Here is a 24,989-nt window from a genome sequence, read left to right as displayed (position 1 = left end):
CCAACATTTAAGGTTATAGAGGATAACGCGGAAATGATAACGACTGATCTTTAACTATGTATTAAGCGGTTTTAAAGCAATGATAATCTTATGTGTTTTCTGTGGTTTTGACACCAAGAACTTGGACTATTCGGTCCAAAAGAATCTGCATTAGGGTAATATGGCAGGTGATCTTGATCGCTCATTGGGATTATAAACACATGCAGATGGCTAATGAAGAGTACGTGTATAAATAACAGTCTATTAATTAACAGATAATAAATTTGTTACATAGTGTATTTACATTTCTAATACTCAAGAAATATTTATTCATCAAGTGAGGGGGGCAGGTAAATGCCCTACTGCCTGACCCTTTATTTTATGTGTACCTTTTAACTTGTGAATATCTAATACATGTTTACAATAAATTATTCAAACAAAAAAGGACGAGCAACAAGCTCGTCCTTTTGAAACACAATAATATTTCACTTTGGGATTAAGAAAAGAGCTTTTTGATTAAGCCGATAACACCGGATTTTTGATCCTTGGGTGCATCACCCTTCTTCCCACCGCTTAACTTGTCATAGCTTGGGCGTGGTAACTGTAGATCATCATTTTTCTTTTTACCGCGACCATTATTACTTCCTCGTTTGGAGCGATTATCACGTTTACCGCCTCGTGACTTTTTCTTTTTCTGTTTCTTACGTTCTTCAAGTTTCTGCTTAACCTTGTCTGGAAGTGGTAGTTCCTTGGGTGCTTGTCCAAGGCTATTTTCCAGCTCGTTTATATCGCTGCGATCTTGTTTGGAAACAAGAGAAACAATGCGTGATGCGGTGCCCGAACCGACCAGGTTGGCCCGATAGCGATATTCATCGGGATCGTTAGGTACGTCATAGTTGATAACCTGTGTAACCCGATCCAGATCGAGTTCAGCGGCGGGAGTATCAGCAACTAAGAGATATTGTACATCACCGTTAGTAAAATTCGCGAAACGTTGCGATCGTTTTTCATCCGAAAGCTTTCCGTGCAGACTTGTGGCCTTCATATCATTTTTTCGCAGCGTTCGATAGAGGCGGTCCGTCCCCCGTTTAGAGGCTGTAAAAATTATGCAGTTATCTTGAGGGGTATTCTCAAGATGTGCCATCAGAGTAGTAATCTTCATGCGGTTAGGCACATAGATGTAGCCCTGCGTCAGATTTTGATCAACCTTTGGAGGTTCTGTTAACATGCCCGGTTTATCTTCAAAACCGATAGCGATAGGATCCTTAGTATACTTTTTGGTGAGCTCTTTGACATCATCATTAACCTCTTTTGAATAGATGAGGGTCTGATGATCACTGAGTACACGTTTTAAAATATTCTGAATTTTATCCTGCAGATTTAGAGCTACCATCTCGTCCGCAGCATCGATAACCACCATTTCAACATGGCGGAATATAAATTTCAGATCCTGGCAAACATCCAGCAGTGGGCCGGGATTACCAACAATAACTTCTACTTCACTTTGGATAGCCTCCTTTTGTTCCTCGAGATCAGTATCCATATCGATGGAAGCACACTCAATTTGAGCATGGTAACCCATGGCCCAGACAAGTTCATCAATCTCTTGAGACTCCTCGGGATTGGGTGTTAATACCAGTAGTGAGGTACCATCCTTGTCTTCTCTTTTGTCGATCTGCTCAAGTGCAGGTATCACAAAAGAGCCGATTTTGCTGCTTCCCGGTTCGGCTTTTATAAGTGCATCATTGCCTTCCAGTACAGCTGGGATTACTTTTTCTTGTAGTTCAGTAAGTTCAGTGTAATTAATGTCTTGAAGCCCGCTCATGATATTGGGGCTCAACGTTATTTCTTCAAACTTCAACGTTCTAACCTTTCATTTTATTAATGTTTGTTCTTCATGCATTCGCTTCAAAACCAAGCGATGCGTATCAATGGCAGAATATACAAAACTTATGCCGTTTGCTCATCTGATTTCGTGTTTTGTTGATAGTCTTTTCTAAACAACTCATCAATGTAAAGTTCACGACGGCTCTGCTTTATGTAAACGAGTGAACCCCCTAACATTATTGTAATTCCCAGCAGTCCAAAAATTCCCGCCTCGGGTCCAAAAGCACCACCGGTAAAAAAGTCTGAACCGGATTGTCGTATCCGGAGAATAGAAAAGTCAATATTCTTCCCGCTAACGGGAAACCCTAAAATACCGGCTATTACAAAGTTCCAGCTAAAATGAAGTCCAACAGATAAGCCCAAACTGCCGGTAAGAACGTATGGTATGGCAAGTACAATTCCCGCTAAAATAATGTTGAATGTTGAGATAAATGAGGCGTTGGGATTAAAGAAGTGCATAAATCCAAAGAGGGAAGAGGTGAGTAATATTGCCGAAATAAGGGCGCTATTTGATCCGGCAGCAGGGTATTTTAATCCTTCCGTGATATTGAGAAGCTGGTAGCCTCGAGAGAAGAGTTCTTCATGAAATCCCACCATTAGCATAGCTGCAAAAAAACTGATAATTCCGGAAACAAAGGGAGTTTCCATTTCTGTATTCCAGCCGTACTCTACAATGGTTACCCATCCTAATGACCACTGGATAAGAAAAATAGAGCTGATGGAAATGGCAGCAATAAGGCATCCCGTAAAAAAATCTTTTGCCCATTGTTTGTTAAAATTGATTCCGTAATCAAAGAAAGAGCGTTTATCCAACAGTTTTGATGCCATCCAGACGCTCAGAATAATTCCCACAAATTGAGGAATAGTTGTGTACGCCATCAGCGGATCATCGAGCACTTGCTGCACGACCATTATGCCAAATCCAACAAAGAGAAACATGAGGATGAATTGGATTAACAGTCGCCACCCGGCTCTAAGGCGCTGTTCGTCGTCATTGATGAAGATATTCATGGATAAAGAAACATTAGCAGTTTTACTTCGGTTACCTTAGTATAAAGGCAACATAATCTACGTGAAAAGCTGAAGGAAATCATAAATTTATGAGTGATCGTTTTGTTTTAGAGGCATCAAAGCAGGAAGTAGAACAACTGTTTGGGGTATCAACGGCGCGGGATGATTTTTTTAAGCCGGATTATAATATCACGCCCGGTTCCCTTATCCCTGTAGTTTACGAAGAGGATGGAAAACGTAAAATCTATACCTTTCGCTGGGGATTGATTCCACCCGATGCAGAAGAGGAAATTGAGGGCAATGACAATTTTGTTGTTCCGGTTGAGGATCTCGAAGAAGATGAATGGCTGACCGATTGCGTTGAACAGCGGCGATGCCTGATCCCCGCAAACGGATTCTATAAATGGAAATTTTCAGAAAAGAAAAGTACGCCTTTTTATATCCGGTTACTCTCGAATCAGCTTACAGCCATTGGCGGGGTCTATTCTGTTTGGGAATCTTCTGCAGGACGTGATGTTTATTCCTGCGCGATGCTTACCACTGAGGCCAATACGCTCGTACAGCCGGTTGATGATCGCATGCCTATTTTGGTGCATCCTGATGATCAGGTACAATGGCTTGGAGATGAGGAATTAAGCGAGTCGGAGTTAGAGGAAGTAATGAATGGTTATACTATGACAGAGTTGGCTGTTAATCGTGTGTCTGAGGATGTCAATGATCCCGAAAATAACAGTCCGGAACTTATTCAGCCGATTCCCAAATAGAAACACGGAGAAGTCTAATCAATAGCCTCGATTAGTGATCACCTTCTCTATAAATTCGCATGGTGGGATAAGCCAGATCAATATCATCATGGGCATTAAATTTATCGAGAATATCTTCCCAGATAGCCTCTCCAAGACTTCGTCTTCGCCGGGGATTAGACAGATGGCGAATAGTTAGGCAAATACCGCTATCACGCACATCGGTATAGACTGTAGGGGTTAGATAACTGTAATGAATGAGGTATGATTTCTTGGCTCTGTTTACCTGATATTGAGCTTCATTAACATAGTCTTCTAAATGTTTGTCAGCAATCTTCTGGAGCATTTGTTTGGCTTTTTTCCAATCACTTTCAAATGTAACAAGCACCTCCAACTCGTTCCATATAAACTCAAAATCGCTGGTGTAGTTGGCCAGAGAATCATCAAAAACCAGGTGGTTGGGTACATGGATAACACGACCGGTACTTTGGTCGGCATGCACCCAGTTGCCAATTTCCAGCAGGGTAAATTTAAAAACCCGGACATCAATAACATCTCCTTTGACATCGCCAACCTGGATGCGGTCTCCAACGTCAAAAGGTTTACGCCAGAGTAGAAATATCCATCCCGCAAAATCAGTAACCGGACCTCTCAGTGCAATCGCCAAACCGGCAGAAAGCAATCCTAAAAAGGTAGCCAACGATTGTAACCCTTCAAACCAGATACGCCCTACAATTAAAAAGCCTATGAAGACGGCGACATAGGTCATATTTTTTCGCCATTTATATTGGGCTTTTGCCTCCGGTAGTTTTTTGTTAATGATGCGTAGTGCGATAAGACGAACCAGCCAAATCACAAAAATGGCAACGATCGTAAGGATAAGCTGATAGCTAATACCCGGCGAATTTTGGATAAACTCTTGAACTCTATTTGGGAACTCTTGCACGGCTAATTATTTAGGCAATGAAATATTTGCTGATTCAAGTAGTTAGTATATGTGCATTAGAAGTAAAGTTCTATTATTTCTTCGTTGTAAAGAAAAGGAATTTTGAATAACTTTACGGGTCTGAAAATTACTGTTATATAGATTACAATTATGCTTTATACAATTATACTATCGGTTATTACTATTATCTGCATTTTATTGGTAATTGTTATCCTGTTGCAACCTGGGCAGGGACAAGGAATTTCCGGTGGTTTGGCAGGTGGACAAGCCGGCGGACAAGGGCTTGGTGCTCGTCGCACAGCCGACCTGTTATCGAAATCAACAACGGTACTTGGAGCAGCATTGCTGGCGCTTAGTGTGTTAGCAAACTTTGCCATTGAGCGGGAAGGTGCTTCCGAAAGTGCGGTACAGCAAAGTGGCGTAGAGGCACCGGCACAACAAGGTAATGGGATGGATGCTACTCAAAGTCCGTCTGCAGTACCTGAATTACCACAGAATCAAGGTGGTAACGGTGGCAATGATGATGGAGGTTCGGGAGATGGTAACTAATTCTCGAACTGCTTAAAGATTTTAAAGCCCGATTTCTTAATAGGAGATCGGGCTTTGTTATTTGCCGTTCATAATTTCAGACAGAAGCCGATGTGATTTAAGCCGCTGATTGTGATCATAAATGTAGGTGGCTGTCATAATTTCATCCGCATCTGTTTGTTCTGTAAAGTCCGAAAGTTCTTCCCGAACAGTCTCTTTGCTACCCACAAAGGTATATTTTAGCATCTGTTCGACCGCCATTTTTGTTCTTAAATTCCAAACCGTATTCATGTCGTCAACGGGTGGAGGCATGGGATCACGGTTGCCGGTAACCACACCCATAAACATCTGTTTTAGGGATGTAGACAAAAATTCAGCCTGCTTATCAGTGTCAGCGATAACAATATTAACGCAGGGTAATACGTAGGGTTCATCCAGCTGATCGGAGGGTTCAAACTTTTCGCGATACACCTGCAGGGCGGCATGCAGTTGCTGTGGAGAAAAATGACTGGCAAATACATAGGGTAATCCCAGAGCAGCTGCCAAATGAGCACTATCGGTGCTGGAACCTAAAATCCATAATGGTACTTGGGTTCCTTCTCCGGGAATAGCGCGTACATCTGCCGAACTGTTATCCGAAGAAAAGTACTGCTGCAGTTGTTGTACGTTCCTGGGAAATTGCTGCACCTGCTGCATGCGGTCGGGTCGAATGGCCTGTGCTGTTTTTTGATCGGTGCCCGGTGCGCGGCCCAGTCCCAGATCAATGCGATCGGGATAAAGTGTAGCCAACGTGCCATAATGTTCGGCAATAACAAGCGGGGAGTGGTTTGGCAACATTACCCCACCCGAACCGATGCGGAGCGACTCGGTGGCTTCGGCTACGTATCCCAGCAGAACAGAAGTTGCCGAGCTGGCGATATTTTCCATGTTGTGATGTTCGGCCATCCAGAATCGGGTATAGCCCAAGTCTTCCACATGTTTAGCTAAATCGCGACTGTTATTAATGGCATCGGCGGGGGTTTGTCCTTCGGTAATGACGGCTAAATCTAATACGGAATATTTTACGTCTGAGAGGGAGTTCTTACTCATGAATTACTTAAAATTTTAAAAATAATTTAGATCAGAAAAACAGAATTGTAGGAAAAAACGTTTGTTTATTTACTGCTTTAATTGTTGAATTTCGGTAGAATCAAAATGAGTTGCCGGGAAGCGGACTGTCCAAACACCGCGCAGGTCGCCCATCTCAAAACCGGTAGCTTGGTCATTCGGATAGAGTTCCTGTATTGTGGCCAAATGTTCTTCGCCAATATCCTCATTCACCTTGCCGTGGCAGTTTAAGCACAGCTGATTGGTAATTGTAATTGGGGCATGAAAGGTAATTCTATTTTCATCCGAATAGGTAACGGGTTGTACGTTTTCCCCCGATTCCATGTTATCGATATATTGTTTGATGACGTTAGCTTCAAGAGAGTCAGCTGTATTATAGGGGTTCCGTGGCTTGTGAGTGGCGCGGCGAATACTTACATCATGATGTGATGAAAGCGAATCGGTTAGGGGAATCGCCTCAACATTACAAAATTGCAGGGCATGCTCGATACCCCCTTCTTCTATAGCATTTTTGAGGTTTGAGCTTAACGTTTGAAAGGTGGCTTTTGCAATTTTTTCTCCTTCATTAACTACCGCTGTTGTATCAAAAGAGAGGTCAGTATCCCTTTGCCCCGGGGATTCATGATGGCAGCCATAAGTAACAAGAAGGGCTAAAAGCGGGATTAGTAGGTTTCGCATAATCACCATTGATTAATTTATTGTTACTGCAATCTAATAAATGGCTACCGGTTAATCGATATCAATAATTTGTCCGGTAATATAAGTACCGAGACTTTTTTCGTAACCATTGACCACATGTTCCATCTTTGCGGGAGTATGACCGGGAAAGTATTCACCCAACGCTTCGGCAGAATCTTCTACCAAGGCCGGACTTACCGCGTTTATGCGAATCCCGTGCTGCAAAAACTCTCCGTATGAGCCGATTACAAAACCGTTTACTGCATTATTGATAGTACTTAATACTGATCCCTGTGGGATAGGGTCGTGTGAAAGAATGCCAGTTGTTAGTGTAATACTACCGCCTTCATTTAGGTAGTCCAGGGCGGTGAGAGCGACGTTAATCTGACCCATCATTTTGCTTTTGATGCCTTCCAGGAAATCGTCGTTTGTTAATTCATCGATCGGTTTCATAGGTGCAGAACCACTGGTAACAACTACAGCATCAACATTTCCAACGTTTTTAAATAAAGATTCTATAGCATTTGGATCTGTGATGTCGGTCTGCAGTTGACCGGATGAATGACCAACAATGACAAGTTCATAATCGTCTTTCAGGCGATTTGCTACGACCGATCCAATAGTCCCGGTGCCGCCAATAAGAAGAATTTTCATAAGTAAAGTTGATAGGTGTTAAATTTTGGATTGATGATTAATTCTAAACGAAAAAGATGGGACTTCCGTTTGGAAAGCAATGGTAAATTATTGCCATGAAAACCCTATTATTTGTATTAAATTAAAGTAAATTAAACATAGCTAAATAAGCGGTTATCACTAACCAAATAGCTCCCAATAAAGCACAACAAGGAACACAGCATTACCGACGAATACAATGGGGGATTATCCTTACCGGAGTTTCCATATTTGCACAGTTATATTTTTTTCAACCTTTATTACCTGCATTGGGACGAGCATTTTCGGTTTCCCCTGCTATAAGCAGTTTGGCGATTTCGGGGGGTACAGCAGGGATGGCGGCCGGATTATTTGCTTTTGCCTTTTGGGCAGATCGATGGCCGCGAAAAAAGTTAATGTCTGCCTGCATGTTTGGGACTGCACTGTTTACTATTGTATCAGCGGGTTCTCCCAATTTTGCAGCACTGGTGATTGTCAATTTTATTAAAGGGATGACTATTGCAGGCATTTCAGCAGTAGCGTTGGCCTATTTAGCTGAGGAGGTGGATAGTAATGCCTTGGGCTTTATTATCAGTATATATCTGAGCGGAAATATTGTTGGCGGTATGTCGGGTCGTGTGGGAGTCGGATTTCTCAATGGATGGTTGGGTTGGCGTTATACAACGTTCATAGTTGGGATTATTGGGATAGTATTAGCCGTTGCTTTCTTATGGACCTTGCCTAAGTCGGAGTATTTTCAATCACAAAAAATACAGGTAGGTTATAAATTTCGGCAGATGCAATTATTCCTGCGTCGACCTATACTACTTGCCATGTTTTTAATTGTGGCATTGTTGATGGGTGTATTTGTGAGTACGTATAACTATCTGAATTTCCGTTTGGAAGGACCGCCTTTTTCAATGCCTCATTATATTATTGCGTTGGTTTATGTAATGTATATAGCAGGTATCGGAGGATCGATGGCTGCCGGTCGATGGTCGGATTTGTACACTCCTGCAACGACTTTAAAAGCTTTGATCATGACAGTTATAGTCGGGTTGCTGATGCTTTTATCAACCAATATCTGGGTATTTGTAGCAGGGCTTGGTGTATTGACATTTGGTTTTTTTGGTGCTCATACAACGGCCAGTCGTATTGTGTCGGTCTCGGTGAGAAGTGGAAAAAGTACGGCAACCAGTTTATACTGGCTTTTCTATTACGTGGGATCCAGCATTATAGGTACTGTTTCGGGCGTATTTTTATCGGCTTGGAGTTGGAACGGTTTTATTATTGGGTTGCTGATTCTCGGGTTATTTTGCCTTTTAATACTGGTTATTGTCCACAAAAGGTATTCCTAAAGCGTACGTCACTTTCCAATACAAAACCGCGAAAAAATGGAGTCCAAGATATCTTCGGTAGTAATTTCTCCGGTGATGGTTCCCAGATCTTTCAGTGCCGATCGCAGATCAATAGAAAGAAAGTCTCCTGTCATACCTTGGTCGAGCGCTTGTAGGGCGCTGCGCACGTTTTCCTGGGCATTTTGAAGTGCATCACGGTGGCGGCTGGAAGTAACCAGCAGGCTTGACGAGTCGTATTCTTTATTTTCGAGCGCCCGCTGCTTCATTAGTTTTTTAAGGTCGTCAATTTTTCCCCCCTCCAGCGCCGAAATTTTAAGATCGTAATCCATGCGCTCGTCCTCAATATCCAGTGCTATGTCGTTTTTGGTCCCGATAAGCACGAAGGGAGTATCTCCCGCACTTTTTTGGAATTGGGCAATGTCTTCGCGCTCTTCCTGGGTTAGTTCTTTTGATAGATCTTTTAGATAAACCGCCAGATCCGCTTTTTCGAAAGCCTCCTGTGATCGTTTAACGCCCTCGGCCTCAATAACATCTTCGGTATCTCGGAGTCCGGCCGTATCAGTGAGCTTAAACCGGAGCCCGTCATAGCTCCAGTCTACGTCGATAGTATCGCGGGTAGTGCCTGCGATATCAGTGACAATTGCGCGCTCTTTACCCACCAGGGTATTTAGCAAGGTGGATTTGCCCGCATTGGGCAGGCCAATGAAGACGGTTCGTACGCCGTGTTTAACCAAGCGTCCTGTTTCGTAAGTAGCCAGCAGATTATCTATCTCTTCATCCAATTCTTTCAGAAGCCGCTCCAGTTCTTCCTTGTCGGCAAACTCCACGTCTTCTTCTACAAAATCGAGCTCCAGTTCCACCATGGCGGTAGCGTCAATGATCTGCTGCCGAAACTGTTTGATATGTTCACCGAGCTGACCTTCGAGCTGCTGGTGGGCCGCATCCATCGCTTTTTGACTTTTTGCGTGGATAAGATCGGCAACCGCCTCGGCCTGACTGAGTTCCATTTTGCCATTCAGAAAAGCCCGTTGGGTAAATTCACCGGGTTCAGCGGAGCGGATGCCAAGTTCCAGCATGACTTCTAAAACAGCTTGGGTGACGAGTACGCCGCCGTGACAGGATATCTCTACCGTTTCTTCTCCTGTGTAGGATTTTGGAGAATGAAAGAGGGTTACCAGAACTTCGTCAACAACGTTGTCATTCTTATTTACAATATTACCGAAGTGAACGGTATGGGAATTTTGCTTGGTGAGATCTTTGCCGCGAAATGCTTCGTTAACTTTAGCAATAGCATTTTTGCCCGATACACGAATTACGGCAATACCTCCTTCTCCTACCGGAGTAGCTATGGCGGTAATGGGTTCTTTCTGGTTGATGTCTTGTTCTTCTGTATTGGGAGAGGCTTCCTGTTTTGTCATAGAGTTAAATATAAAGGGTTTTATGCCTTATATCATTCAAATAAAAAATCCTGTCAAAGCTGTACACTTTGACAGGATTTATGGTAAAAGATTCTAGAGTATTACTCTACGTCGCCCATGAGCTTTTGTACAAATGGACTTGCAATTAAGGCAATGACTCCACCACCGCCTACAATCATTGCTACCCACCAGAAAAGGCTGGTTTCAGAGAGAACTTCAAGCTGACCAGCCATAAGACCTGCAAAGAGGTTTCCTACGGCAGCTGCCACAAACCAGATTCCCATCATTTGGCTGACCCGTGTTTTGGGTGCCAACTTGGTCATGGATGAAAGTCCTACAGGAGACAAACAAAGTTCACCAGCTGTATGTAAAAAATAGGTAACGATGAGCCAGGCCGGACTTACCGGATTGGCTTCGGTGGCATTAGCCGCGCCCCAGGATAGGACAAAAAATCCGGCTGCGAGACCAAACAATCCCAACCCAAACTTAACGGGAATAGACGGATTGGCATTACGCGCGGCCAACCACGTCCACATAAATCCGAAAATGGGGGCAAATACAACAATGAAAAAGGGATTAATAAGCTGTAGCGTACTGGCTGGCGTTTCCCATCCGATGCCAATGCGCTGGATGAGCCACCATAGAAAGATGAGTACTCCAACCGAAGAAACAGCAACAACGCCTTTTGCAAAGTTCCATAAGTCATCGCGTTTATATACGCGGTAAACCATATAAAAGACCGGAATAGCGATTAATAAAGTGATCAATCCTGCTGTAGTTGGTCCAAGCCAAGCAACACCTCCAATGGCACGATCAGTAAGATCTTTAGCAAATAGATTTAGCGAAGAACCGGCTTGTTCAAACCCACTCCAGAAGAGGGCGGCAAGAAGAAACAGCCAAAAGATGACGCCCAGTTTCTTTTGCTCTTCCTTGTTGTGTCCACCAAAGAAGATGATGTATCCAAAAAAGATAACGGTAATTGCAACGGCCGCACCACCAAGGTATTCAGCAAGTGTTTGTAGCGTAATATTAATAACACCAGAACTCATTAAGAAGGTAAAAGCGACAATACCTGCAGCTACTGCCGAGATGGTAGCATAAAACTTACGACTGCGCGCTTGAAGGACCTCTTCACTTTCCCCGGTTTTTAGGTTTCCGGCATTTCCTAAAAATTTATACCCGTATTTGTAAGAGATAAGTCCAAGCACCATTCCGAAGCCGGCCAGTGAAAATCCCCAGTGCCAGTTGTAGCCTTCGCCAAGAACACCGCAAAGCAGGGGTCCTAAAATAGCTCCAAAGTTAATTCCCATATAGAAAATAGAGAATCCGGCATCACGTCGGGCACCGCCTTCAGGGTAAAGATCGCCAACCATGGAACTGACGTTGGGCTTAAGTAATCCGGTACCAATTACGATGAGTGCCAAACCAAGGTAGAAAAATTCAATCCATGGAACAGCCATGCTAAAGTGACCGGCGGCAATAATAACGCCACCTACAAAAACTGCTTTTCGTTGTCCCCAAAGTTTATCGGCGACCCATCCGCCCGGTAGTGAAAGTACGTAGACGAAAAAAGTATATAGTCCGTATATAGCTGTAGCTTTACCAACACTGAAGCCCAAGCCGGGATTTGCGGTCATTGTTTCAGCTGTCATATACAGAACGAGCAATGCCCGCATTCCATAGTAACTGAAGCGCTCCCAAAGTTCAGTGAAGAATAGCGTTGACAGCCCCCTCGGATGACCGAAAAAGTCATTTTGTTGGGCGGCGTCTACCGTCCCTGATTGTTCGTTTGCCATTGAAACTGGTATTTATTTAGAATTGCAATTCCCAATAATACATCTGATTTACGCCGTGCATGATAATTAAACCGACAAAGTGAAGCAACTTTTAAGTGTCTGTATTAATTCTACGGTTGTTGCTAAAGCAGTTAAGCGGGGCAGGGGGTACGCAATACGCATTAAATTTATTACATTTCCTCAAAATCCGAAGTAAAAATAGTGGTGATGAGTACAGAAAAAGGCGTTGTTCAAAATATAAAGGCACCAACAGGAACAGATTTACAATGCAAGGGCTGGCATCAGGAGGCCGCTCTGCGCATGTTGATGAATAATCTCGACCCGGAGGTAGCTGAAAAGCCGGACGAGCTGATTGTATACGGCGGTGGTGGCAAAGCTGCACGCAACTGGGAGAGCTATCATAAAATTGTTGAAACGCTGAAACGACTTGAGAATGATGAGACGCTTTTGGTACAAAGCGGTAAGCCGGTGGGCGTTTTTCGGACCTATGAGGAAGCACCTCGGGTACTTATTGCCAACGCGCACTTGGTACCAAAGTGGGCTAATTGGGATGAATTTCGTCGTCTCGACAAGATGGGGCTCACCATGTATGGACAAATGACCGCCGGTTCGTGGATTTATATCGGCACTCAGGGCATCCTGCAAGGTACATATGAAACCTTTGCTGAATGTGCCCGCCAAAAATTTGAGGGTACGTTGCAGGGGCAATTAGTTGTAACTGCCGGACTCGGAGGCATGGGCGGCGCACAACCGCTGGCGGCTACGATGAATGGGGCTTCGTTTATCGGAATCGAAGTGGATGAAGGCCGTATCGATCGTCGCGTGGAAACCGGTTACTGTGATATTAAATGTACCAATCTGGATGAGGCAATAGAAAAAGCACTGGATGCCAAAGAAAAAGGAGAAGCCCTTTCGATTGGATTGCTCGGTAATGTGGCCGAAGTGCTGCCGAAGATGCTGGAGAAGGATGTTATTCCTGATGTGTTGACCGATCAAACTTCCGCCCATGATCTGCAACTCGGCTATATTCCGGCCGGAATGTCGGTTGAAGAAGCGGCCGAAGAGCGGGAGCTGAATCCCGAGATGTACCAGGATGCTGCGCTGGATTCGATGGTGACACACGTAGAGACGATGTTGAAGATGCAGGAGAAGGGGGCCGTTACGTTTGACTATGGAAATAATATCCGCGGACAAGTAGCCGACCATCGTGGTATGGAAGAGGCATTTAACTTCCCCGGATTTGTACCCGCTTTCGTGCGTCCACTGTTTTGCAAAGGATCGGGGCCATTTCGTTGGGCAGCACTATCGGGGAATCCCAATGATATTTACAAGACCGATCAAGCTGTGCTGGATACGTTTCCGGAAAAAGAATCGCTCAACCGCTGGATACGAAAGGCGCAGGATCAGGTGCAATTTCAAGGATTGCCGTCGCGCATCTGCTGGTTGGAATATGGCGAACGTGCCGAGATGGGTGCCAAGTTTAACTGGCTGGTTAAGAAGGGAAAAGTGGATGCTCCTTTGGTTATTGGACGCGACCACTTAGATACGGGCTCAGTGGCATCGCCAAACCGCGAAACAGAAGACATGAAGGATGGATCGGATGCCATAGCCGACTGGCCGCTGTTGAATGCAATGCTCAATACGGCAAGTGGAGCCAGTTGGGTTTCACTACATCACGGCGGTGGCGTAGGAATCGGCTATTCTATTCATGCGGGTATGGTTTGCGTAGCCGACGGTACGGAAATGGCGGATGAACGACTCGAACGTGTGCTGACCAACGATCCCGGGAGCGGAGTAATGCGCCACGCTGATGCCGGTTATGATGAAGCTGTTAGAACAGCTAAGGAACGCGGCGTTGATCTACCTATGGTAGAATAATCGTCAAATACGGATAGTTATCCTGAAGATACCACTGTTTCTAAAGAGCCCAACTGCTTAGTATGGAAAATATTTTTTGCAGTCCGGTACGGAAGTTTAATCCCGATTGTTTGGGTTGACTTTTTTTAGTGGTATCATTTTGGGATTCTGACTTAATTATATGCAGTTTCCCATTATAAACAGCGCCTTTTTCAGGGAAAAAATCCTTTGTATAAACCTCACCCTCCATGTACGATCCCGATTTAAGACGAATTGAGTCTTCTGCCCAAATGGTACCACTTATTTTGCCATATAGAATTATATCTGATGCTTTGATTTCCCCCGTAAAATCTGTTTGCTCATCTAAAAATATCAATGCATTATTTTTATCCATTATGTTCTCTCTATGTGATAAATTCCTTGTGAATATTTTATCGAAAGTATCATAAAAAGGATTTTAAAAAACGCAGATAGTAATATCTCGGTTTATTTTGTAGATGAGATTCGTAGTTGTATAATATTATATACTACAAGTTGATGGGTGAATGTGGTAGTAACTAATTACTTGATATCTTGGTTACAATTGTTCTGAGTAAATTAAATTTCAGACTATAGAAATAGTCGGAATTACGACTCGTCTTACAGAAGCTTTTAATCCACAACTATTACCTTATAACTATGATTTCCCGAATAAGTTTATTTCTGATTATATCCTATCTCGCTATTTCATGCACTACTCAAAATCCAGCTGAAGTAGTAATTACTGATACAAATATTATTGATGTAGAAACAGGTGAAATAGCCGAGGGCAAGACAATCGAAATTAGGGATGGTAAAATTGCCGAAATTCATAATAGCGATAATGCCATCGATGGGGAGAATATAATCGATGGATCCGGTAAATATGTAATTCCGGGATTGTGGGACATGCACGTACATTTCCGGGGTGGGGATTCACTGATTACCGAGAATAAAAATTTGCTCGATCTTTTTATTGCCAATGGAGTAACAACTGTTCGTGATGCCGGAGGAGATATTACCCCTGCTATTCTGGAATGGGAGAAACAAATTGAAAATGGAGAGCTTTTGGGACCCCAAATTTTCACTTCAGGTCCCAAGCTTGATGGTTCTGATCCTTCCTGGGCAGGTTCAATTGAGTTAACTTCTGTGGATCAGGTATCCGCTGCTTTTGATTCGTTGGAGTCGTTAAAGGTTGACTATGTGAAACTGTATGATAGTACGATTCCTGCGGATGTTTACCTGGCTGCTGTCAAAGAAGCTGAGAAACGGGGCTTGAAGGTTACCGGACACATGCCGTTTACCGTTGATTTCAATGAGGCTGTGGAAGCCGGGCTTGATGCAACTGAGCATATGTATTATGTACTAAAGGGTTCTTCATCCCAAGAAGAAAAGATAACTGAGGCCGTTCGCCAAGGGGAGTATGGTTTTTGGGCTGCGCTGACGGAAGTTATTGAAACATATGATGAACAAACGGCACAAAAAACGTATGAGCAAATGGCCGGGTCCGGCACTGCAGTAGTTCCTACGCTGCATATCGGAAAGGTACTGGCACAGCTAAATGAAGAGGATCACAGCGGAGATAAATATTTAGATTATATTGGTGAAGGCATAAAAGAAACGTATCAAGGGAGATTGCAGGCTGCTAAAAGCCAGAGTCAAGAAGCAACACAACGCCGCCGAAATTTAAGGAAACTATTTGTGGATATGATTCCTGATATCCATAATGCCGGTGTTAATATTTTGGCGGGATCTGATAGCGGACCGTATAATTCATTTGTGTATCCCGGAATTTCACTTCACAAAGAATTACAGGAATTAGAGACTGCAGGACTTACCCCCTTGGAGGCCCTGCAAACCTCTGTGATTAATGGTCCTGAATTTTTTGGAGTTTCTGATGAATATGGAAAAGTCCGACCAAATTATGTGGCCGACCTACTTTTGCTTAACGGTAATCCACTGGATGACATCGAAAATACGGAAGATATTCATACGGTTATTGTTGAGGGAGAGCCAATAATAAACGATGATGAATCAACTTCGTTGTTGGAAAAAGTAGTCAAAAGGTAGGCCAAGATAGCAAGTTAGGGATCAAAGACTGGTCTGTATTTTCCTGATTCTCGATTTTAATGACCAAATTATCCCGTGTATCTAAAAAACATAATTTACGTATGATAGAGTGTTCATCATTCACAAAATCGTTAGAGCATGGAAACAGTTTTTATAGTAATAGCAGCATTATTTGTGATTGCGGGATTAATAGGTTCATTTTTACCCATTCTGCCCGGTACTCCGGTAACCTATTGTGGATTGCTGATTTTGCAATTAACATCCCAACCCTTTTCGACAACCTTTATGATAGTCTGGGCACTGATCGTTGCATCAATAATGGTATTAGATAATGTAATTCCCGCTTATGGCACTAAAAAGTTTGGCGGGTCTGCCTATGGAGTATGGGGTAGCATTGCAGGGATGTTTTTAGGATTATTCTTTGCCCCGATTGGGATTATTCTTGGACCATTAGTCGGAGCTTTTCTGGGAGAGCTTGTTGGAGGTAAAACATCCGATCGCGCCTTTAAATCGGCAATTGGATCATTTGCTGGATTACTGGTAAATACACTGATGAAAGTTATTGCCAGCGGAGTAATGGGGTATTATTTCTTAATACATATTTAATTATTAAGAGATCATTTAATGAGTTGGGATTTTACGTACTGTAACACCAAAGAGTTGGAAGCGTAAAAACATATAAGGGAAAAGATTAAAGAGTATTCTATTCAGTTAAACTCCAATAAAGGATTATGCCAATGAAAGGTTTTATCTCATCGCTATGTTTTTTGCTGGTTCTGACAGTTAGTGTCTATGGTCAGGAAACAGATCAAAAAGAGATCCCTATTGCAGCAGGAGAAGAAGTGAACAATACATTAGCTCAACATAGCTCACACTTTTATACAACTGAATTGGATTCAGGGCAATTTGTGTTCGGAAAGACCGATCAGCAGAGTGTTGATGTAGTGGTAACAGTCTATAATCCAAAGGGAGAGGAAGTCGCTGCCTTTGATGGGCCGGCACGAGGCCATGAGCTCTTTCAATTCGATACGAAGCTATCCGGCACTTACCGGATTGAGGTAGCACCGTATAAAGAGGAAGAAGGAGACTATTCCTTTTTAGTGTCGACGGTAGAGCCTATTGCATCTGAGCCTGATGCTCGGGTCGATCAGTTGATGATGGCATATTCTGGGAATGATGTTCCGGGAGCGGAAGCCATGGTAATACGGGAAGGAGAGGTTATTTTTTCAGAGGCTTATGGGATGGCTGATCTCAGTTATAATATTCCTTTTGATGTTGAAACCAGAACCAATATCGGATCGACTTCTAAGCAGTTCACGGCTTTTGGATTGTTACTACTGGCCGAACAGGATAAGCTTTCACTGGATGATGATGTTCGTGATTATATTCCTGAATTGCCCGAGTTCGAATACACCGTAACTCTTCGCCACTTACTAACGCACACCAGTGGCTACCGTGAGTTTTTAAATACATTGGCAATGACGGGGCGGGACCTGAGTAGTGATTTGGATCGAGAAATGATCATCAAGGTGATTCAACGTCAGCCTGAACTGCAAAACAAACCCGGGGCCCAATGGAATTACAATAATACCGGATATGCATTGATTCCCAAGGTGATTAAGCGGGTTACTGATATGTCTTTTCCTGAGTATATGCAGGAGCAGGTCTTTGAGCCCCTTGGAATGAATCAGACACTGGTACGGAAAACCCGAAATCAGGTAGTACCCGAAAGTTCTCAGGGTTATACAATGAGCGAAGATGGAGATTACAGGGAAGTGTCAGATTTAGGTGGGGCTATGGGGGCTGGCGGTATCTATACTACGCTTGGGGATTTAGCTAAATGGATTCGAAACCTGGAGGAGCCAGAAGTTGGCAGTGAAGATATCGTCCGGGAAATGACTACCCCTTATAAGCTAAATAACGGGCAGCCTACCAAATATGGGCTGGGACTTTTTGTACAGGAGTATAGGGGACTCGAATATATTCATCACGCCGGATCGGATCTGGCGCACCGGTCGATGCTGATGTATTTCCCCGAGATCGATGCCGGAGTTGTAACTCAAAGTAATAATAGCTCTTTCCAGAGTGATATGGCGCAAAAAATTGCGGATGTCTATTTTGAACAATATATGGACCCCAAAGAAACGGAGGGGACAGGTCAGGAGGATGTATCCTTTAATTATGACCCAGAAAACTTTGAGTCGTTGACAGGGCGATACGAACTGGTTATTCAGCCGGGCTTTGTGCTTTCATTCTATCGCGACGGAGATCGGCTTTATACCCAGGCGACAGGTCAGCCGGAAGTAGATATAACGGCTACCTCCGACTCTACCTTTAGCCTGAAGGGGGTTAATGCTGATGTTACGTTCCATCTGAATGACGATGGAACTGCCGATTCTCTCACGCTCCATCAGAATGGAAATCATATTGCAAAGCGTATTGAGTGGGACCCAAGCATGGACGAGATGGAAAAATATACCGGCCGTTATTTTAGTGAGGAAATAGAAACGAATTATACGATCGTACTTGAAGACAGCAGTCTGGCGCTACAGCATTATTATCTGGATGAAATCACTCTGTCTCCCGGTGATGAGGATTCCTTTTCAGGCGCATTTCCTGTCACAGACCTCTCGTTTATTCGCAATAAACAGGATGAGATAACCGGATTTAATGCATCCAACGGACGCACAAAAAACGTATTCTTTGAAAAGATAGAATGATAGAGGTTATTGTTTTTTCTGGAAGATAATTACCCGGTCAGCAGGAAAAGAGAGTTGAGCATTCCAATGATCGGCAAGCCAGCGAAACGTATCTTCGGTATAAAAAGTAACGTGGGTTAGGTCCAGCCGGTAATGCCAGTCGGCGAAGGATTCTTTATCATCTTCGGCGACTTTTGTCATAATGCCGAGATAACCGCCGGGACGCAGGCAATTCCACAGCCGCTCTAATTCTTTGTCGGGATGGAAAAGGTGCTCCACCACTTCGGTAGCCGTAATAAAATCGTAAGTCTCTTCAAAAACCGAGGGATCATCATCGTAAAAAGAATCGTAAAAACGCATGGTATGTCCCTCTTCTTCAAACATGAGATTAAGGGTAGGGCCCGGACCTGATCCGAAATCCAGTCCTGTACTTTCGGGTTCAAGCAGATTGTTTAACGGATGAAATAGCTGTCTCAGGAAATTGCGATAACCTTCGTCCTCAGGATCATTTTCGTGCGTTTCATAGCGGGCGAATTCTTCGTCCCTTTGAGGACGATCTTTGGGAGATGCAAAAATTAACCGACAGTTTTGACACTGAAAATAATCCGAAGCATAGTGTTCAGAGGTATCTTTATAAAAGTGCTGAACGTTTGGGCTATTGCACAAAATGCAGGAGAGTGCATTCATAATAGACAGAAAAAAACTTGGTTTAATTGGCTCAAAGTTGATACAAAAAGGAGAAGGGTTCAAACAAAATATTACAATGAATGAATGTTCATTCATATTTGTTGTAGCACATGGAATGGGAAGAAAAGCCAAATATAAAAATCTACATTGTTATGGCGGATAAGGAAAAAAGTAAGCGAATAGCCTTATTGGAAGCTACGCTCAGCTTGGTGAGTAATAACGGATTTCATAATGCGCCGATGTCAAAGATTGCCAAGCTGGCGGATGTATCTCCCGGTACTATTTATCTCTATTTTGATAACAAGCAGGATCTTGTTGATAGTTTGTATTTGAAGACTAAGGAGGCGTTTACAGATGCGGCTTTCCAGGGTTATTCTAAAGATATGCCTGTGAAAGAGGGTTTCAAGCATGTTTGGCACAATATGGTTGAATACAAGATGAACAACCGAATGGAAGCCAATGTTCTTTCTCGCTGCGACAACTCACCTATCATTTCGGAGGAGATCAGGGAGAAAGCCCTAAAACACCTGCAACCATTGCTTGATCTTTGGAAACGCGGACAGCAGGAGGGGATAATTCGTCAGGCTTCGCCCTACCTATTATATGCAAATGCTGTGTATCCGCTTTCCTTTTTTGTAGCTGTTGAAGAGCGTGAGGAGCATCATTTATCCGAAGAATTGAGACAAGAGGCATTTCAGATGGCTTGGAACGCTATCAAAGCCTAAAAATAAATTGACATCACAAAGTGAATAACATTGAATTAGATCAGAAAATATTATGAACACTGTAATTACCTTAGCAAATCGACCGGAAGGAAGACCAAAGACATCAGACTTTAATTTTGAAACTGAAAAAAAGCCATCACCTCAGGAAGGAGAAGTACTGCTGGAGACCAAATATGTGTCTGTTGACCCCTACATGCGGGGACGTATGAGTGATGCAGAATCCTATGTTGCCCCCTTTGAATTGGGAAAACCCATTGAGGGCGGCATTGTGGCCAAGGTCGTGGAATCCAAAAAAGAGAACCTTACGGAAGGAGATTATGTATCGGGACGTCTGGACTGGAAGGAGTATCAGGTATCCGATGGAGAAGGGCTGATGAAAGTTGATCCTGAAGCGGCACCACTTTCGGCGTATCTTGGCATTTTGGGGATGACCGGACTTACTGCATATATGGGGCTGTTAGAAATTGGTAAGCCCAAAGAAGGTGAAACGCTGGTAGTTTCTGGGGCAGCAGGGGCTGTAGGCAGCGTTGTCGGACAGATTGGTAAAATTAAAGGTTGTAGAGTTGTAGGCATTGCCGGATCTGATGAAAAAGTAGAGCTTTTAAAGTCGAAGTTCGGCTTTGATGGAGGTATCAATTACAAAACGACTGAAGATATGGGAGCTGTTATCGCGGAGGCTTGCCCCAATGGAGTAGATATTTATTTCGATAACGTAGCCGGAGAAATTTCGGACGGCGTTCATCAACATATTAACCAATTTGGGCGCATTGTTAACTGTGGTGCTATTGCGCATTACAATGCCACGTCGATGCCAATGGGGCCGCGTGTAGAGCCCATGCTGATCAAGAAGAGTGCATTAATGCAGGGATTTATTGTTGGAAATTATGAAGAAAAGTTTCCGGAGGCCGTTAAACAGCTGGCTCAATGGCTGGGTGAGGGTAAGCTGGAACATTCCGAAACCATTGTGGAGGGCTTTGATAATATCCCACAGGCCTTTTTGGATCTTTTTGATGGTAAGAATAAAGGGAAGATGGTCGTACAAGTTTAAATACGTTGAAGTTATAATAGTTCAAACATCATATAATTAATAAAGAGTAAATATCATTATGAATATTCTTTTTGTATTAACATCGCACGACAAACTGGGAAATACTGGGAAGAAAACAGGTTTCTGGATCGAAGAATTTGCAAGCCCCTATTACGCCTTTCTGGATAAAGGAGCGGACATTACACTTGCATCACCAAAAGGAGGTCAACCTCCTATTGACCCCAGTAGTGATACCCCGGATGCTCAAACAGAAGCAACTGAACGGTTTAAAAATGACGAAGAGCTCCAGAAAAAATTGGCGGAGACAAAAGAGCTATCGGACGTTAATGAAGCAGATTTTGATGCTGTATTTTATCCTGGCGGACATGGGCCGCTTTGGGATCTGGCCGAAGATGAGGATTCTATCAATCTAATTGAATCGTTCAACAAGTCAGATAAACCGGTTGGTTTCGTATGCCACGCTCCAGCAGCTTTGAAAGAGGTTAAAGGAACGGATGATGAGCCCTTAGTGAATGGCAGAAAAGTTACTGGCTTTTCAAACGAAGAGGAAGAAGCCGTCGGTCTTACCGATGTGGTGCCTTTTAAAGTAGAAGATATGCTTAAGGAAAATGGCGGTAAATATAGCAAGGCAGACTCTTGGGAAGCATATGCCCTGGAAGACGGTAATCTTATTACCGGACAGAATCCCGCTTCATCAGAATTGGTTGCCCAAAAGATGTTGGGTCAACTTAAATAGCATTTTCAATATATAATTAAAAAAGGGATTGGCGGGAGAACTGCTGATCCCTTTTTTTATGCTGGATGGATATAAGGATTGGTCAGATCGTTATCTTTTAGACTTGCTCAATACACTGGTATAAATAACAGTTTTTTTTGTTTTGTTGAATGATTATGGGTTGGGCAACTGTCGCTATTCTACTATCTTCAGAAAAAGGAAAATTCATTAGATGTACAATGATTAAATTAAATCAGCTCTACTCCGACCTTGCAGATAGTATTGAAAGTTTGAAAGAAGACCCCTCTGCGGTACAGCAGTCCCGAAAAATTGTAGAAAATGCGCTTGGACGCGATGAACCGATGTACGGAATTAATACTGGTTTTGGCGCATTGGCAAATAAAAGGGTGGGAAAGGAGGAGCTAAAACAGTTGCAGCGCAACTTGGTACTGTCGCATTCAGTGGGGGTTGGAGAATTGATCCCCAAGGATATTTCGCGGCTGATGCTGCAGATCAAAATTCACTCTCTGGGTTTGGGGAATTCCGGCATATCGGAAGAAACTTTCAGGCGACTTATCTATTTTTCTGATCATGACCTGATCCCTGCCATGCCCGAAAAAGGGAGTGTCGGGGCTTCGGGAGATCTGGCACCGTTGGCACATATGTCGTTGCCGCTACTGGGTTATGGATTGTTCTGGAATAGAGATGGCAGTGATACTATCCCCGCCGAAAAAGTACTCAATGATCATGGTCTCGATCCCATTGATCTGCAACCCAAAGATGGACTTTCTCTTATTAACGGTACGCAGCTGATGAGTGCGTACGGCGCCTATGTGCTGGAAAAGTCACTTAGTCTGATGAAATCGGCCGACCTAATTGCCGCTATGAGTTTGGAAGCGTTGCAGGGGAGTATCAAACCATTTGATGAGCGCATCCATGAGATACGCCCACATAACGGACAGCAACAAGTAGCTCGAAATGTGCGTGAACTGTTGGTAAAAAGTGAAATTCTGGAATCGCACCGTAACTGTGGTAAAGTGCAAGATCCGTATTGCCTGCGATGTGTGCCACAGGTTCATGGGGCCAGCCGCGATGGACTGCGTTACAGTCGGGAAACAATCGAGACGGAGCTGAACTCGGTAACTGATAATCCCTTGGTTTTTAAGAATGGGGATATCATCAGCGGTGGAAATTTTCACGGTCAACCGCTGGCACTGGCGCTGGATCACGCCAAAATTGCGCTGGCTGAGTTTGCCAGTATCTCCGAGCGACGAACGTATTTGCTGCTCGAAGGTCATGATGGCCTGCCTGAGCTGCTGATGGAGGAAACAGGTATTAATTCTGGATTTATGATTCCTCAATATACCTCGGCTTCGCTGGTATCAGAAAACAAAGTGCTTTGTCACCCTTCATCAGTGGATTCTATTCCTACAAGTTTGGGACAAGAGGATCACGTAAGTATGGGGAGTATCAGTGCGTTGAAGCTACTCGAAGTGTATCAGAATGTAGAGCAGGTGTTGGCTATTGAGTTGTTTACGGCCGCCCAGGCACTGGATTTTCGCAAACCGTTGCGACCCGGACGCGGAGTGGAAATAGCGCACGAATTTGTCCGCGATGCAATCCCACACGCCGAGAAGGATCACTATTTTAAGGATGATATTAGTAAGGCGGTGGAACTACTGCAAAACCGAAGCATGGTCGAAGAAGTTGAAAAGGAGCTTACAAATATAGTGTAAAAATAAGTAAGGACACGGCCTGCCGTGTCCTTACAACAAGAATTAGTCAATTACTTTTAATCCTTCAAAATCTGGCAGAAGATTAACCGGACGTGGAAATGATATCACGTATGCATCTGCATGAAAATCAGTCATAATCTGCTGGATATTTGAGGCATCGTTGAATTCTGTAAAGACTCCTATAAGAACTTCGTAATACTGTTTCCGCTTGATGATAAAAATCTTTTCTTTTGCATTTTGCAGAGAGCTATTTAGTTGAGCAACGGCACGGTTTCTTACACGTTGAGCAGATGATATACCAGATGAGGCAAAAATTTGCACATAATGTCCGGCCGGCAGTAATTCTGCTCTGCCTGTTTCCTGATTCACAATAACGGGATTAATTGATCCTTGTAGATTGGATAGAGCTAATTCAAGAGTATCCATTCGCTGCTCAAGGATATCCAAACGTACATTCAGAGAGTCAATGGAAGTACGATTATCTTGAATAGTTGAATCAAGGTGCTGATCGTTGAGTTCACTTCGTTTTTCAAGCTGATCAAGCTTCGTATGTAATTTATCAATACGATCGCCCTGGGCCATGAAGAGGTCGTAATCGGATTGGCTTAAATCAGCGGGATGTGGTTTCCAGGATGGATGAATAGCCTTCGGTTTACCAAAATTGATGCGAATGCCACCGGTCAGAGAATTTATCAGGTCTGCTCCCCAACCATTAGTTTCATTGTCTATTTTGTTAGACCCTATATGGTAATTGTAATGCGTGAACAGGTCTACGGTATTCGATAATTTATAGGCGATACCGGCTCCAAGATTATAGCTCGAGTTATGGTTATAGTTTTTTTCATTGGGGCCGCTGTAGCTATATAAGTCATATCCCACCCCGGCTGACAAAAATGGGTTAATTCGCTCGGAAATTAAGTTTAAAAGCAGAAGTTGATTGAGGTTGATAATATTGTTGAATGAGATCATGTTCACCTGAGTCTCAAATGGGGAATCCAATCCCCTGATTCGTGTCCGCTGATAACCGAGTTCGAGCGACCAGGCTGGGGTTAGGGCGTATTGTATCCCGCCTCCAAAAGAATAGGTGTCTTTAGTATTAGTGCTGAAGTTGCTTGATAAAAAATATTCTCCGCGATTGGTGTCACCGAGACTTACACCTCCGTTAAAAGTGAGGCTAAGTTTGCGAAAGTCATTTCCGGAATAGCTTTGGGAATAACCAAAGATTGGAATAAAAATTATGATAAATAGTAAAAGAAATCTCTTGTTGATTAAATAAGTCATGATACTCTCCCTTTAAAAAGCCTTTTTTAGTATTTTTTGTGATGCTCTCTC

The 24,989-nt window shown here is 43.4% G+C and carries 22 protein-coding genes; 11 read left to right on the top strand and 11 right to left on the bottom strand.

The features are described from left to right. Positions 1 to 475: 475 nt before the first annotated feature. Together CK503_RS03840 and CK503_RS03835 are read right to left on the bottom strand one after the other, a co-directional pair. Positions 476 to 1,840, bottom strand: a complete 1,365-nt coding sequence (locus CK503_RS03840; RefSeq protein ID WP_095605464.1) for a DEAD/DEAH box helicase — start codon at positions 1,838 to 1,840, stop codon at positions 476 to 478. Positions 1,841 to 1,929: 89 nt separating this feature from the next. After that, complete coding sequence (locus CK503_RS03835; RefSeq protein ID WP_095605463.1) at positions 1,930 to 2,877, bottom strand: CPBP family intramembrane glutamic endopeptidase; 948 nt, start codon at positions 2,875 to 2,877, stop codon at positions 1,930 to 1,932. A gap of 89 nt (positions 2,878 to 2,966) precedes the next feature. Here CK503_RS03835 and CK503_RS03830 point away from each other — a divergent pair, with 89 nt between their 5' ends. Continuing rightward, positions 2,967 to 3,641, top strand: a complete 675-nt coding sequence (locus CK503_RS03830; RefSeq protein ID WP_095605462.1) for an SOS response-associated peptidase — start codon at positions 2,967 to 2,969, stop codon at positions 3,639 to 3,641. Positions 3,642 to 3,672: 31 nt separating this feature from the next. On the opposite strand, the gene CK503_RS03825 is transcribed toward CK503_RS03830, so the two are convergent. Further along, complete coding sequence (locus CK503_RS03825; protein ID WP_095605461.1) at positions 3,673 to 4,566, bottom strand: mechanosensitive ion channel family protein; 894 nt, start codon at positions 4,564 to 4,566, stop codon at positions 3,673 to 3,675. 150 nt (positions 4,567 to 4,716) lie between these two features. On the opposite strand from CK503_RS03825, the gene secG reads away from it, so the two are divergent. Further along, positions 4,717 to 5,115 (top strand): preprotein translocase subunit SecG, encoded by a 399-nt coding sequence (secG, locus tag CK503_RS03820; RefSeq protein ID WP_095605460.1) that lies wholly within the window; start codon positions 4,717 to 4,719, stop codon positions 5,113 to 5,115. A gap of 57 nt (positions 5,116 to 5,172) precedes the next feature. Here secG and CK503_RS03815 read toward each other — a convergent pair whose 3' ends face one another. The 3 genes from CK503_RS03815 to CK503_RS03805 all read right to left on the bottom strand — a co-directional run bounded on the left by CK503_RS03815 (position 5,173) and on the right by CK503_RS03805 (position 7,533). Beyond that, positions 5,173 to 6,183, bottom strand: a complete 1,011-nt coding sequence (locus CK503_RS03815) for an LLM class flavin-dependent oxidoreductase (protein ID WP_095605459.1) — start codon at positions 6,181 to 6,183, stop codon at positions 5,173 to 5,175. Positions 6,184 to 6,252: 69 nt separating this feature from the next. Beyond that, positions 6,253 to 6,879, bottom strand: coding sequence for a Tll0287-like domain-containing protein (locus CK503_RS03810; protein ID WP_176466201.1), 627 nt, complete (start codon positions 6,877 to 6,879; stop codon positions 6,253 to 6,255). Between the two features lie 51 nt (positions 6,880 to 6,930). Then, positions 6,931 to 7,533: a short chain dehydrogenase gene (locus CK503_RS03805; protein ID WP_095605457.1), complete on the bottom strand. Its 603-nt coding sequence runs from the start codon at positions 7,531 to 7,533 to the stop codon at positions 6,931 to 6,933. Between the two features lie 287 nt (positions 7,534 to 7,820). Between CK503_RS03805 and CK503_RS03800 the strand changes: the two genes are divergently transcribed. Then, positions 7,821 to 8,888: an MFS transporter gene (locus CK503_RS03800; protein ID WP_255233324.1), complete on the top strand. Its 1,068-nt coding sequence runs from the start codon at positions 7,821 to 7,823 to the stop codon at positions 8,886 to 8,888. 8 nt (positions 8,889 to 8,896) lie between these two features. On the opposite strand, the gene mnmE is transcribed toward CK503_RS03800, so the two are convergent. Beyond that, positions 8,897 to 10,306, bottom strand: a complete 1,410-nt coding sequence (mnmE, locus tag CK503_RS03795) for a tRNA uridine-5-carboxymethylaminomethyl(34) synthesis GTPase MnmE (protein ID WP_095605455.1) — start codon at positions 10,304 to 10,306, stop codon at positions 8,897 to 8,899. 101 nt (positions 10,307 to 10,407) lie between these two features. Next, complete coding sequence (locus CK503_RS03790; RefSeq protein ID WP_095605454.1) at positions 10,408 to 12,102, bottom strand: peptide MFS transporter; 1,695 nt, start codon at positions 12,100 to 12,102, stop codon at positions 10,408 to 10,410. 207 nt (positions 12,103 to 12,309) lie between these two features. On the opposite strand from CK503_RS03790, the gene hutU reads away from it, so the two are divergent. Then, entirely contained in the window at positions 12,310 to 13,980 is a 1,671-nt protein-coding gene (gene hutU, locus CK503_RS03785; RefSeq protein WP_095605453.1) for a urocanate hydratase, read from the top strand. Between the two features lie 40 nt (positions 13,981 to 14,020). Here the strand turns inward: hutU and CK503_RS03780 are convergent, their stop codons facing one another. After that, complete coding sequence (locus tag CK503_RS03780; RefSeq protein WP_095605452.1) at positions 14,021 to 14,353, bottom strand: bactofilin family protein; 333 nt, start codon at positions 14,351 to 14,353, stop codon at positions 14,021 to 14,023. A 284-nt stretch (positions 14,354 to 14,637) separates the two neighbouring features. Between CK503_RS03780 and CK503_RS03775 the strand changes: the two genes are divergently transcribed. From CK503_RS03775 to CK503_RS03765, 3 genes are all read left to right on the top strand, one after another. After that, entirely contained in the window at positions 14,638 to 16,047 is a 1,410-nt protein-coding gene (locus CK503_RS03775) for an amidohydrolase family protein (protein ID WP_095605451.1), read from the top strand. Positions 16,048 to 16,185: 138 nt separating this feature from the next. Next, entirely contained in the window at positions 16,186 to 16,653 is a 468-nt protein-coding gene (locus CK503_RS03770; protein WP_095605450.1) for a DUF456 domain-containing protein, read from the top strand. Between the two features lie 131 nt (positions 16,654 to 16,784). Further along, positions 16,785 to 18,767, top strand: a complete 1,983-nt coding sequence (locus tag CK503_RS03765) for a serine hydrolase (protein ID WP_176466200.1) — start codon at positions 16,785 to 16,787, stop codon at positions 18,765 to 18,767. A 6-nt stretch (positions 18,768 to 18,773) separates the two neighbouring features. Here the strand turns inward: CK503_RS03765 and CK503_RS03760 are convergent, their stop codons facing one another. After that, entirely contained in the window at positions 18,774 to 19,433 is a 660-nt protein-coding gene (locus CK503_RS03760; protein WP_095605448.1) for a class I SAM-dependent methyltransferase, read from the bottom strand. A 152-nt stretch (positions 19,434 to 19,585) separates the two neighbouring features. On the opposite strand from CK503_RS03760, the gene CK503_RS03755 reads away from it, so the two are divergent. The 4 genes from CK503_RS03755 to hutH all read left to right on the top strand — a co-directional run bounded on the left by CK503_RS03755 (position 19,586) and on the right by hutH (position 23,657). After that, positions 19,586 to 20,158, top strand: coding sequence for a TetR/AcrR family transcriptional regulator (locus CK503_RS03755; RefSeq protein ID WP_095605551.1), 573 nt, complete (start codon positions 19,586 to 19,588; stop codon positions 20,156 to 20,158). Positions 20,159 to 20,210: 52 nt separating this feature from the next. Continuing rightward, the gene (locus CK503_RS03750) at positions 20,211 to 21,206 is read left to right on the top strand and encodes an NADP-dependent oxidoreductase (protein ID WP_095605447.1); all 996 of its coding nucleotides are present in this window, start codon (positions 20,211 to 20,213) and stop codon (positions 21,204 to 21,206) included. Positions 21,207 to 21,264: 58 nt separating this feature from the next. Continuing rightward, positions 21,265 to 21,942 (top strand): type 1 glutamine amidotransferase domain-containing protein, encoded by a 678-nt coding sequence (locus CK503_RS03745; protein WP_095605446.1) that lies wholly within the window; start codon positions 21,265 to 21,267, stop codon positions 21,940 to 21,942. A gap of 218 nt (positions 21,943 to 22,160) precedes the next feature. Beyond that, complete coding sequence (hutH, locus tag CK503_RS03740; protein ID WP_095605445.1) at positions 22,161 to 23,657, top strand: histidine ammonia-lyase; 1,497 nt, start codon at positions 22,161 to 22,163, stop codon at positions 23,655 to 23,657. Positions 23,658 to 23,699: 42 nt separating this feature from the next. On the opposite strand, the gene CK503_RS03735 is transcribed toward hutH, so the two are convergent. Continuing rightward, complete coding sequence (locus CK503_RS03735; protein ID WP_095605444.1) at positions 23,700 to 24,938, bottom strand: SPOR domain-containing protein; 1,239 nt, start codon at positions 24,936 to 24,938, stop codon at positions 23,700 to 23,702. Positions 24,939 to 24,989 lie beyond the last annotated feature (51 nt).

Source organism: Fodinibius salipaludis, assembly GCF_002287075.1.
Taxonomy (GTDB): Bacteria; Bacteroidota; Rhodothermia; order Balneolales; family Balneolaceae; genus Fodinibius; species Fodinibius salipaludis.
The sequence above is the reverse complement of the archived record's forward strand: the minus strand, read 5'-3'. Positions and strand labels throughout refer to the sequence as shown.